The sequence below is a fragment of the Bifidobacterium merycicum DSM 6492 genome (genome assembly GCF_900129045.1).
Taxonomy (GTDB): Bacteria; Actinomycetota; Actinomycetes; order Actinomycetales; family Bifidobacteriaceae; genus Bifidobacterium; species Bifidobacterium merycicum.
In genome coordinates this window covers 189,438-201,670 of record NZ_FQTX01000001.1, presented here as the reverse complement: position 1 = coordinate 201,670, position 12,233 = coordinate 189,438, and the positions used below count along the sequence as shown (strand labels likewise).

At 59.3% G+C, this 12,233-nt stretch carries 9 protein-coding genes; 3 read left to right on the top strand and 6 right to left on the bottom strand.

Annotation, left to right across the window (positions count from 1 at the left end; genetic code table 11):
* The first annotated feature begins 21 nt into the window (after nucleotides 1–21).
* Nucleotides 22–1,017, top strand: a complete 996-nt coding sequence (locus BUB29_RS00835; RefSeq protein ID WP_033523725.1) for a PPK2 family polyphosphate kinase — start codon at nucleotides 22–24, stop codon at nucleotides 1,015–1,017.
* 326 nt (nucleotides 1,018–1,343) lie between these two features.
* Here BUB29_RS00835 and BUB29_RS00830 read toward each other — a convergent pair whose 3' ends face one another.
* From BUB29_RS00830 to BUB29_RS00820, 3 genes are all read right to left on the bottom strand, one after another.
* A complete protein-coding gene (locus tag BUB29_RS00830) occupies nucleotides 1,344–3,914 on the bottom strand; it encodes a DEAD/DEAH box helicase (RefSeq protein WP_033523727.1) in 2,571 nt (856 codons plus the stop codon).
* A gap of 479 nt (nucleotides 3,915–4,393) precedes the next feature.
* Nucleotides 4,394–4,858: a transcriptional regulator NrdR gene (gene nrdR, locus BUB29_RS00825; protein WP_033523728.1), complete on the bottom strand. Its 465-nt coding sequence runs from the start codon at nucleotides 4,856–4,858 to the stop codon at nucleotides 4,394–4,396.
* 99 nt (nucleotides 4,859–4,957) lie between these two features.
* Nucleotides 4,958–5,290 carry a LysM peptidoglycan-binding domain-containing protein gene (locus tag BUB29_RS00820; protein WP_033523747.1) on the bottom strand — a complete coding sequence of 111 codons (333 nt, stop codon included), beginning with the start codon at nucleotides 5,288–5,290 and terminating at the stop codon, nucleotides 4,958–4,960.
* Nucleotides 5,291–5,510: 220 nt separating this feature from the next.
* On the opposite strand from BUB29_RS00820, the gene lexA reads away from it, so the two are divergent.
* Both lexA and BUB29_RS00810 read left to right on the top strand, forming a co-directional pair.
* On the top strand, nucleotides 5,511–6,257 hold the full coding sequence (lexA, locus tag BUB29_RS00815) for a transcriptional repressor LexA (protein ID WP_033523729.1): 747 nt from the start codon (nucleotides 5,511–5,513) through the stop codon (nucleotides 6,255–6,257).
* Nucleotides 6,258–6,374: 117 nt separating this feature from the next.
* Nucleotides 6,375–7,298 (top strand): cation diffusion facilitator family transporter, encoded by a 924-nt coding sequence (locus BUB29_RS00810; protein ID WP_033523730.1) that lies wholly within the window; start codon nucleotides 6,375–6,377, stop codon nucleotides 7,296–7,298.
* Nucleotides 7,299–7,648: 350 nt separating this feature from the next.
* On the opposite strand, the gene BUB29_RS00805 is transcribed toward BUB29_RS00810, so the two are convergent.
* From BUB29_RS00805 to hflX, 3 genes are all read right to left on the bottom strand, one after another.
* The gene (locus BUB29_RS00805; protein WP_081888401.1) at nucleotides 7,649–9,106 is read right to left on the bottom strand and encodes an acyltransferase; all 1,458 of its coding nucleotides are present in this window, start codon (nucleotides 9,104–9,106) and stop codon (nucleotides 7,649–7,651) included.
* Between the two features lie 130 nt (nucleotides 9,107–9,236).
* Nucleotides 9,237–10,199, bottom strand: a complete 963-nt coding sequence (locus BUB29_RS00800; protein WP_033523732.1) for an L-lactate dehydrogenase — start codon at nucleotides 10,197–10,199, stop codon at nucleotides 9,237–9,239.
* 292 nt (nucleotides 10,200–10,491) lie between these two features.
* Nucleotides 10,492–12,213, bottom strand: coding sequence for a GTPase HflX (gene hflX, locus BUB29_RS00795; protein ID WP_234945666.1), 1,722 nt, complete (start codon nucleotides 12,211–12,213; stop codon nucleotides 10,492–10,494).
* Nucleotides 12,214–12,233 lie beyond the last annotated feature (20 nt).

The following is a 12,233-nucleotide window of genomic DNA, read 5'->3' as shown; positions in this document are numbered from 1 at the left end:
ATTGTTGGCAAGGAGGCTGGAATGTCTGACAAGGATACGAAAAAGGGGACTGTCAAGGACACGGGTGTGGAGAAGACCCTGAAGAAGGTGGAGGATCATCTCGACACGATCAGACGCGCGAAAACCGTGTCGGAGCGTTTGGCGCATGTGGCGAAGGTCAGCGAACTGCTGAGTTCCGTCTGGGAGTTGCCGCCCGCGCAATTGCTGCGATTCCATTCCGATGTGGACGTGCGTGCGGTCGACCCGCATGCTTTGCCGGGATGGTGCGGCAGCCGCGATGAGGCTGAGCATTTCATGCAGATCAGTTCGCTGAGCATCGCCCGCTATCAGCGTCTGCTGTATGCGAACGGCACGAAGCATTCGCACAAGCGACTGCTCATCGTGTTGCAGGGCATGGACGCTTCCGGCAAGGGCGGTATCGTACGCCACGTGTTCAGTCAGGGCGACCCGATGAGCATCCACTACCACGGGTTCGGCGCGCCCACCGAGGAGGAGAAGCAGCATGATTACCTGTGGCGTGTGAGAAGACAGCTGCCGCAGAACGGCTGGATCGGCATTTTCGACAGATCGCATTACGAGGACATCGTGATGCCACGCATCTATGGCACGGTGGCGGAAGATCAGTGGCGTGCACGCTATGACGAAATCAACCAGTTCGAACATAATCTGGTTGCCGACGACTGCACGATTCTGAAGATCTTCCTCGTGTCCAGCCGCGAGGAGCAGAAGAAGCATTTCCTTGATCGTTTGGACGATCCGACGAAGTATTGGAAGTTCGATCCGAGTGATTTGGAGGCGCGTGAACGTTGGGACGAGTACATGGACGCCTGGCAGGAGGTCTTTGAGAAGACCAGCACCGATGATGCACCTTGGTATGTGGTTCCGGCGGATAACCGCTGGTATTCGCGTGCCGTGGTGTCGGAGTTGCTGCGTATCAGCATGCGTAACATGAACTTGCTGTGGCCTCCGCTGTCTGTGGACGCCGACGAGATGCGCCGACGGTTGGAGGAGGACTGATCGCCAGTCGCTCCCCTGATTCCAGCCGGTAGATTCCAGCCGGTAGATTCCGGCTGGCAGATTCCAGCTGGCCATCGCCCGGTGCCGGCTGCTTGTCTTCGGACTGACCGTTACCCGATTCCGACCGCTGGCCTCCGGACCGACACAGCCCGATTCCAACCGTTGGCCGGGCTAATTCCAATTATTAGCCCGGCCAACTATTCCGTCCGGCCAACTATTCCGTCCGGCCAACTATTCCGTCCGGCCAACTATTCCGTCCGGCCAACTATTCCGTCCGGCCAACCGGTCATATGAACGGCCATTCATATGACCGACCGTCCTCGCTGTCAGTCGCCGACCGAATAGTCGAGGAATACGACTTCGCCACCACTTTGCGTGGCGTCGAGGTCGACCACGCCGCTGATGGCCCAATCATGGTCGCCATCGGAATCGTCGATGATCTGACGCACTTTCCACGTGTGCTCGTCGCGTTCATGTGTGTCATCCAACATGAACAGCTTGGGCGAACGGGCTTCGGCGTCGATGTTCACGTATTCGTGTTCGTCGTAGTAGTCGTCGAGCACATCCTCCCATTCGTGCACACCGTAACCCCAATTCCGGTCGAGCGCGCCCAGCTCATCGGGCTTGTCGAGATCCATGAGCTGCACGCGACGGAACAGCGCATTGCGCACCAGTACGGTCAGACCGCGCCGGTCTTCAACGACCTCATTGCCCGAACCGGGGGCCGCCAACGAGGCCGCGGCCTGGGACGCTTCATCCGAGGAGCCGCCTGCATTCTCCCATTCGTCCACCAAACTGGAGTCGATGGAGCGCACGAGCACACGCAGCCATGCGATGATGTCTTTCAGACGTTCGTCTCGCTTTTCGAGCGGCACGGTACGGGCCAGGGAACGGTAGGCGTCGGACAGATAGCGCAGCAGGGTGCCTTCGGAACGCGCGATGTTGTATCGGGCGATATAGCCGGTGAAGTCCGAAGCGGTTTCGACCATGTCACGCACCACGGATTTCGGACTCAGCCAGTAATCGTTCGCCCATGGCACGTCGTGACGATACTGGGTGAAGGCCGCTTCCAGCATGTCTTCCAACGGTTTCGGATAGGTGATTTCGGCGAGCTTGTCCATGCGCTCGTCGTAGTCGAGCCCGTCCGCCTTCATATCGGCCATGGCCTTGTCTTTCGCGGCGCGTTCCTGTGCGCGCAGCACCTGACGCGGATCCTCCAACGTGGCTTCGACCATGGAAATCACGTCGAGCGCATAGGTTTCCGATTCGGGGTCGAGCAGTTCGAGCGCGGCCAGCAGGAACGGCGACAGCGGCTGGTCGAGTGCGAAATCGTCCGGCATGTCGAGCGTCATCAGATAGTCCAGACTACCGTCCGCGAGACGTTCGGTTTCGATGACTTCGGTGTCGAACAAGGTCTGGAAGATTTCGTCGGCCCGCTGATGCAAACGCTCCTTTTGGTCCGGGGTCTGTGCCGAATCGTCGATGAGCCTGTCGATGCGGGCGCGGGCATCGCCGCCCTGTTCCACTTCATTAAGCACCATGGAATGCGTGATCTTCAAGTGCGGGACCAGCGTTTCCGGCTCAGCGTCGATAAGCTTGTCGAAGGTGTTCTGGTTCCAGTTCACGAACCCTTCGGGAGCTTTCTTGCGCTTGATCTTCTTCAGCTTCTTCGGGTCGCCTCCGGCCTTGGCTATGGCCTTCTGATTCTCGATTTCGAATTCCGGTGCTTCGGCGATCACCAATCCTTCGGTGTCGAACCCCATACGCCCGGCTCGACCCGCGATCTGATGGAATTCGCGCGCCTTGAGCTTACGCATCTTATTGCCGTCGTATTTGGTCAGGGCGGTAAGCACCACACAGTGAATAGGCACGTTGATGCCGACGCCCAGCGTATCGGTGCCGCAGATCACCGAAAGCAGCCCCTGCTGGGCCAGCTGTTCGACCAGCCTGCGATACCGCGGCAGCATGCCGGCATGGTGCACGCCGATGCCGGTGCGCAGCAAGCGTTGCAGAATCTTGCCGAACGCCGTGGTGAACTTCACGCCTTTGATGGCTTCCGCGATGGCGTTGCGCTGCTCCTTGCTGGATACGCCGGTGGAGGCCAGCGCCTGCGCCGTTTCCAGCGCCGCATCCTGCGAGAAGTGCACGACATAGATAGGCGTTGACCCATCCTTGTAGGCCAGCTCGACCGTGCGTTCAAGCGGATCAAGCGTGTATTCATAGTTCAGCGGAACAGGGCGTGGGGCATTGGCGATGACGTCCACATCCGGCGTGTCGTTCAGCTCGGAAAGCTTGTTCGCGATGGCGTCCACATTGCCCAATGTGGCGCTCATCAGCAGAAACTGCGTTTGCGGCAGGGTGAGCAACGGCACCTGCCATGCCCAGCCGCGTTCGGGATCGCCGAAATAGTGGAACTCATCCATAGCGACCAAACCGACATCGGCATGCTCGCCTTCGCGCAACGCCTGATTGGCCAGAATCTCGGCGGTGCAGCAGATGATCGGCGCGTCGGCGTTGATATGACTGTCGCCGGTGATCATGCCTACGTTCTCACGTCCGAACACTTCGATCAGATCGAAGAATTTCTCGCTGACCAGCGCCTTGATCGGAGCCGTATAGTACGAACGGCGACCGGTGCACAGGGCCGCGAAATGCATGCCCAACGCCACCAGGGATTTGCCCGATCCCGTCGGCGTGTTCAGGATGACGTGGTCGCCTGCGAGGATATCCATGATGGCTTCCTCCTGATGCGGCCATGGCTCGATGCCCTTCACATCGATGGCCCAGTCGAAGAACCGCTCATAGATGTCGTCCGCCGTCAGATTGCGGGCTCTCTCATCCCCATCCCACTCCGGGGCGAGCCGCCCCAAGGAGCCATACATTGTTTCATCACTCATCTTGTCCACCTTGCATTCCCATATTGGCCAGTATTGGCCCGTTTAAGTCCGTTTGATCCTTTTATTGGTCCGTATTGGATTATCAGCGTTCATGGTCGGTCACCCGCCGCAACAACCATCATCGTCGCAACGACAGGCATGAGCAACATCGTCGACGATTCGCATCATCATGCCACACGACATCAGGGCAACGCCCTGACCTCGCCATATTTATCACCCAATGACGTCCCGCCACCCGGCCGTCCGGCATCAGCGCAACGCGCAACGCATAACACGTATGCCGCTTCATACCGCGACCATGGCCGCATCACCATATTGAATTATCACATTGTCCGTGAACCGTCGCATTGTCCGTGAACCGTCGCATTGCCTGCATCGTCGCGTCACACGTTCGGAACCCTTTCCTGCTCCGAACTCCTGATATACGATGACCAATCGCCCGAAAGCAATCACCCGAAACCTGCGATTTCGGCAATCGGCTACGCTTCGGATTCCTCCTCGTTATCATTGCGCAGCTCATCTATCGCGGCTTGGAAGTCCTCCAGGTTCTCGAAGTTCTGATACACGCTTGCGAATCGCATGTACGCCACTTCGTCCAAATCACGCAACGGCTTGAGGATGGCCTTGCCTACCTCAGCCGACGTGACCTGTGCCTGACCGGCAGATCGCAGATCCTCTTCGACCCGCTGCCCCAGTTTCTTCAGATCGGCTTCCTGCACCGGTCTGCCCTGACACGCCTTCCGCACACCGGAAATCACCTTGTCGCGGTTGAACGGTTCAAGGCTTCCGGAACGCTTCTCCACCAGCAAAGTGGTGGTCTCCAGCGTGGTGAAACGACGATTGCAGTGCAGGCACAGACGCCGACGACGGATGAAGTACCCGTCCTCGCTGACACGCGTCTCGATGACCTTGGTTTCGGAATGATGACAATAAGGGCAATGCATGACCCCCACCATACCCGAAACCGCAGGAATTCGCGTGTTGCGACGCGGTTCGCATGTAGCTCGCGCACGATTCGGACACGATCACACGCAGTACCTGTATCACTCGGCCGGCACGATGATCCGCTGACCTGGAATAAGCGATGCCGAATCAAGCTCATTCAAATCGATAAGTTCCCTCACCGTACGCGATACATCACCTCCCTCCGGAGTAATCGAGGCCGCATATGCCCACAACGTATCGCCCGGCTGCACTGTATAGCTCACCACCCGCATGGGTTCCGTCGCGGAATCGGCATTGGATGGTGTCAACCACCCCAACCCCAGACATACGACCACGACGGACAACACCACGGCGAGCAGCTTCGATCGCCCAGCCTCCCCCGACTCCCGCAGCCACACAGCCACATGAGAGAGGAAAGCCCCACGCTTCACAGAACCGCTTTCCGCTCCGGGCGCAACATTATTGCCGACCATCGGAACCCCAAATACATGTCTGCCCATCGCGACCACCGACCTTTCGAACAGTTGTTCTATCGAACGTTTGTTCTAATTGTTGCACAGATGTTCGAATAGCACAACCCGCCGTATCGAACAAATGTTTGATTTCAAAACGGATTCACGTTAAGCTAGGTAAAATGACGAAAGGAACGCCATGAGCACTGTCCCATACACGCCACGAGCAGACGCCTCGGTGGCCGACGATCTCACCGATCGTCAGCTTCAGGTGCTCAAGGCAATCACCACTTATCAGAATGAGCGCGGTTTCGTTCCCTCATTCCGCGAAATCGGCGCCGCAGCCGGTTTGAAAAGCCCCTCGTCGGTCAAACATCAGCTGCAGGCACTTGAGGAGAAGGGCTATATCAGACTTAACGCCAATAAAGGCCGTGCCGTCGAGATATTGCACGATCCGTTCTCCGCTCAGTCGTCCGGCACTGGAACCTCCGAGCATGACAGCAACTCCGAGCATGGCACCGCAACCATCATCCCCTTCCCCTCCTCGAAGGCAAGCGAAGCGGTGCTCGAATCCCGTGACATCCCATTGGTCGGCCGTATCGCAGCGGGAACACCCATCACCGCGGAACAGCATATCGACGACGTAATGCGTCTGCCCGAGCGCCTCACCGGCTCCGGCGGCAACCTGTTCATGCTGGAAGTGCACGGCGATTCCATGATCGATGCCGCAATCTGCGACGGCGATTTCGTGGTGGTGCGCGAACAGCACACAGCGGTGAACGGCGATATCGTGGCGGCGTTGCTCGACGGCGAGGCGACGGTGAAGACTTTCCGCAAAGAGAAGGGCCACGTGTGGCTTATGCCGCACAACCCCGCATACTCTCCCATCGACGGCACCTACGCCACCATTATGGGAAAGGTTGTCACCGTCCTCCGAAAGTTGTAGAGTCATTCACGACAAGTAACGGAACCCCGGCCATGCGCCGGGGTTTCGTCGTATCTGAGGCTAAAAGCAAATGGTATTGAGAAACAATCTCATCTGTTTTCCGGAAAGGATCTGAACATGGCGCACACGCATACCACCCCGCAAGGCGCGGGGCATCAACAACGATTGATCGCGACACTGTCCGTCACCCTCACCGTATTCGTGGTCGAAGTCGTGGCAGCGTTCATCACCGATTCGCTCGCCCTGCTCACCGACGCCGGACACATGCTCACCGACGTCTCCGTACTCGTCGCATCCACCATCACCGCCATACTGATGCGCCGCAAGCCCAACAGCACCCGTACCTGGGGCTGGGCCCGACTCGAAATCATCACCGCCGCATGCGGCGCGTTGGTGCTGCTGTTCGTGGGCATCTACGCGCTGTTCGAGGCATGCATGCGACTGTTCGGCGATTCCGAAACGGCGATCAGCGATGTTCGGCTTCTGCTGTTCGTCGGCATATTGGGGCTGGTGGCGAACATCGTCTCCATCACCATTCTTTCCTCGCAGCGCGGCGACAATATGAATATGAAGGCCGCGTTCCTTGAAGTGATGAACGACGCACTGGGTTCGGTAGCCGTGGTCGCATCCGCCCTGGTCATGCTCACAACCGGCTGGGATAAGTTCGACGCGATCGCGGGCGGCATCATCGCACTGATGATGATCCCCCGCGCAATCAAACTGCTGCACAACGCCGTCCGCGTACTGCTGGAGGAGACCCCGCAGGGGCTGGATCTCGATGAGGTGCGCAAGCATCTGGAATCGGTGCCGCGCGTGGTCGCCGTGCACGATCTGCATGCCAGCACCGTTTCGACGGGTCTGCCGATTCTGATGGCGCATGTGGTGGTGGAGAACGGCCTGACCATGGAGGATGGCGCTGCCATTCTCAAGCAGCTGCAGGACTGCCTGCGCGAGCATTTCCCCGTGTCCGTGCCGCACACCACCTTCCAGCTCGAACCGGAGGGGTACAGTTCGCTGTCCATCGAAGAGATGCACCGCTAGTTTTGCTGGAGATCCACTACGACACCGAAGCAGCTAAAACGCTGGAACCATATGGCAAGATGAATGGCATCGATTTCCCCACTCGGGAACCGGTGCCATTCGCCTCGCCCCGCTGCGATCGATGAGGAATGGCGTTCCCAACTTCACCGGAATCGGACAGAATCAGCCCATTTCTGTCTGAAAACGGTATGAGAGACACCCGGCCTTCTGAACCGCTCCACGACCCCGGACAGACTTAACCGGAATCGGACAAAAGCAGGCCGTTCCTGTCTGATTCCGGTAATTGATGAAGGTTAGCTCGTATCGTTTTCGGATAAAATCGTCCCGATTCTGTCTGAAAACGGGACGAATCAGCCATCAAGCCTCACCAAACGAGTCAGCCCATCGGTAATGGAGAATCTGGCATCCAGCGCATCGAACAGCTTGTCATACACCACCGTCAGCATCACGGAAACCAACGACACCAGCAACACGAAAATCCACACCCAGTACAAGGGGTCGTACCCCATCATCCAATCCTTACCGTTCATCAACACCATGACCATCGAAATGCTCTCAACCACACCGGCGTGAAACAGATAGATCACGAACGTCATATTCGCAAGACCGCCAAGCGGAGCCTTCACGTCCATCGAAGCGAATCCGACAAATATCAGCACCGAAGAAAGCGCGACAAGCGGGGTGAACGGTCCGACAATGCCAAGCGGGAAACCATTGGCGGAAACATAGTGCGCCCAGTAGTACACGACCCCATTGAACACCTCGATCAACAGGCCGGCCGACAACGCCAGAACCGCGACCTTCGCGCTCTTGCCGATTCTCTTCCTCAGCACGTATCCAACAGCAAAATAGCCGAGATAACAAAACACCATGCCCAGATTCCACGCCAACTTGACCTCGCCCATCGTCCACATGCTGGCGACCGCGAGGAGCAGGAACGCCACCGCGACCCTCTCGAACATGCGCTCACCGATCTCGCTCTTCACACGAATCACCCACGGGGCGAGAAGATAGACACCGATGAGCATATACAGGTACCACATGTGATAGAACGGTTTGCCGGCCACCAGTCCGGACAACACGTCACCCCACCCCGAACCGGTGCCGGCGAGGTTCATGCCCGCTTTGAACAGGGTGTAGAGGATCGTGAATATGAAGGTCGGTACGACCACGTGACGGAACGATTTACGATAGAACGTCTTGTAATCGAGATTCTTCGGATTGTCCAGGATGAACGCGCCTGAGATCATGACGAAGCACGGCACGGCGAACCGTGACAGCGAATCGTAGATATTCACCAGCATTTGGCGGTTCAGTCCGGCGAGGAACGCTTGATTCCCCTGACCGATGTCCACCCACTGCGTGGCTACGTGAATCACGATAATGGCAACGCAACTGAGGATGCGCAACAGGTCATAGTTGCTTTCTCTGTACTTCGTCGGTATGATCCTTCCTGTTCCTCCATCGACGGCCTGCCTGAGCGGATGCACGGGGGTATGCACGTTCATACCCTGCGTTCGATTCAGCGCCTGCGAATCATCCACAAACAGCCGCATGAGCAGTATTTGCAAACGTAAGCATACCGATAATGTTTGACGCTGGCATCTCGTTTCACAGCGGTACGGGGTATGGCAATATGCTTGAAGCGATGGCGAGAATCCCTGATTTTCCGCCCTGTTCTGCCGCTCTTCCCTACCGGAATCAGACAAAATCAGGGCGAATCTGTCCGAAAACGATACGAAAGGGAAGAAAAACGAAAACGGGACGTTGCGAAGGCAACGTCCCGTTTGGGAGTCAAATTTTCCCATTGGAGAGTCAGGTCTTATGGGTTCTGACTCAATCCAGAACGCCCAACGACTGACCTGCCCCAGAGAACCCAGGAATCTCGGGAACCGGGAAGCCGATCTAGCCTAGAAACCTGACTCAACCTAGCGACTATCAGAAGCCGAACTGGGCGGCGGTCTGCTTCAGGGTCTCCGCGGAACGGTTCAGCGCGGCGAGCTCGCGGTCGGACACCGGAGTGTTGATGGCGGTGTTCACGCCGTGGCGGTTGATCAGGGTCGGCACGGACATGCACACGTCGGAGATACCGTGGAAGTCCTTCAGCATGGAGCTGACCGGCAGGATGCGGTTGGAATCCTTGAGCACGGCCTCGATGATGTCGACGCCGGACATGCCGATGGCGTAGTTGGTAGCACCCTTGCCGTTGATGATCTTGTAGGCGGCGTTCTTGACGTCCTGGTGAATCTGCTCACGCACTTCGGCGTCGAGCGGCTTATGGCCAGGCAGCGGGGTCCAGTCGCACATCGGGACGCCACCGATGGTGGCGGAAGCCCACAGCGGGACTTCGGAATCGCCGTGTTCACCGGCGATGTAGGCGTGGACGTTCTTGACGTTGACGCCGGTCTGCTGCGCGATCAGGAAGCGCAGACGGGCGGAGTCCAGGTTGGTGCCGGAGCCGAAGACCTGATTCTCGGGCAGGCCGGAGATCTTCTGGGCAACGTGGGTCGCGATGTCGACCGGGTTGGTGATGAGCATGTAGATGGCGTTCGGAGCGACCTTGACAAGGCCGGGGATGATCGCCTGAAGGATCTTGATGGTGGCACCGACGAGCTCAAGGCGGGTCTGGCCGGGCTTCTGACGCGGGCCAGCGGTGATGACGATCATATCGGCGTCTCGGCAGATCTCAGGATCATCGGAACCATCGATGGACACGGTCGGGTAGAAGCTGGAGCCGTGCTGCATATCGAGCACTTCGGCCTCCACGCGTTCCTTGGCGATGTCCTCGAGTACGATCTCGCGGGCGACGCCACGCTGGGCGGCGGCGAAGGCGAGGGTGGAACCGACTGCGCCGGCACCGATAACAGCAAGCTTCGTGGGCTTGATAAGCGATTCTGCCATGGCTATACCTCTCTTAGAGAGATGCGCCGTTTGGGCGCATCGTTCCTCAAAACATCACTTCAACTGTACTCACATAACCTGACACTGGCAGCGCTCACATATCACCGCGTGCCACGTTGGAATCCGCCTGCGGGAACGCATCGGAGTATCTCGACACACGACGGAACACGGCAAGGCACGGCTGACACGCTGCCACCAGCGAACAACCGCAGCGAAAGGCTGCGCCAGCATCACCATCAGCAGCGTATCTCGCCATCCCACCAGCCAACCAGCCAACCAACCAGCCAGTCGCCTAGTCGATCGCCGCCGCGACGATCTGCGCCGACAGCCGGTCGTCCACGTCGGCCGACACGTGCACGCCGTCATCCTGCCATTGCACGTCCTGCACATGCCCGTATTCGCGGATTCTGGACAGCAACGCCCCTTCGGAATACGGCAGGAGCGCCTCCACGTGCACGCCGGGCGTGGGCAGCAGCGCCTCCACCGCGGCGCGCAATCCTTCCACACCGTCGCCGGAATATGCGGAGACGATATGCGCGTCGGGTTCGAGCACCGCCAAGCGTTCCACGGTTGCCTTGTCACACAGGTCGGCCTTGTTGAATGCCAGGATGCGCGGGATGGATGCGGTGCCTTCGATGTCGGCAAGGATCTCGTTGACCGCGTCGATCTGCGAGAACGGGTCGGGGTGCGAGGCGTCCACGACGTGCAGAATCACGTCCGCGTCGGCGACCTCCTCCAGCGTGGATTTGAACGCTTCGACCAGCTGCGTGGGCAGTCTGCGCACGAAGCCGACCGTGTCCACGTAGGCGTACAGTCGCCCATCCTTCGCCTTGGTGCGCCGCACCGCGGTGTCAAGCGTGGCGAACAGCGCGTTTTCGACCAGCTCGCCGGAACCGGTCAGCCGGTTGGTGAGCGATGATTTGCCTGCGTTCGTATAGCCGACCACGGCGATGGTGGGCAGTCCGTAACGACGGCGCGATCCGCGCTTGACTTCACGGGCCGGCGCCATTTGGGCGATCTGCTTCTTCAAGCGTGCGATGCGCGTGCGGATCACGCGACGATCCATTTCGATCTGCGTCTCGCCGGGACCTCGGGAACCGATGCCGCCGTTCTGCCCGGCCGCTTGGCCGCCGGCCTGACGGGACAGGGATCCGCCCCAACCGCGCAGTCGCGGCAGCATGTATTCGAGCTGCGCCAGTTCCACTTGCGCCTTGCCTTCGCGCGAAGTGGCGTGCTGGGCGAAGATGTCGAGGATCACGGCGGTGCGGTCCACCACTTTCACTTTGGCGGCGTCCTCCAATCCTCGACGCTGGCTCGGCGGCAGGTCGTCGTCGACCACGATCGTATCGGCTTCGTCACGCGCCACGATGTCGGCGATCTCCTTCGCCTTGCCGGAACCCACGTAGGTGGCGGCGTCGGGTCTTGAACGATGCTGCAGCAGGCCGTCGCACACCACGGCGCCCGCGGTCTGCGCGAGCGCGGCCAGTTCTCGCAACGATTCCTCGGCTTTGGCTTGCGTGGTGACGGCGCTCGACCATACGCCCACGAGCACCACTCGTTCGAGCCTGACCTTGCGGTATTCGACTTCGGTGACGTCCTGCAGTTCGCCGAGGCCGGCGACGCGCTTGAGCTGATTGCGCGATTCTCGTTCGGCCCATTCCTCGCTGCCGGAGGAATCGAAGCCCACGCCGTGCGCGTTGTCTCCGAGCAGCACTTCGGAGGATTCCGCGAGCACATCCGCATGGGCGGTCGCGTTCCCGCCGTGGGCGCCGTCGCCCGCGCTTTCCGGGCGCGCTCCCGCATCGAAACCCGCACCGAAACCCGTACCGAAACCCGTACCGAAACCCGCACCGAAACCGGCACCAGAGCCAGCGCCTGCGCTGGCGGGACCTGCGGGGCTTGCAGGGCTCACAGGACTTGCGGAATTCACAGGGCTTGCGGCCGCTCCACCCGTCATGCGGTCCGTCAAGCGATCGCCTTCACCGGTCTTGTCGATATCGTCGCTCAGGGTCAATGCCACCTCGTTCTCGGCTC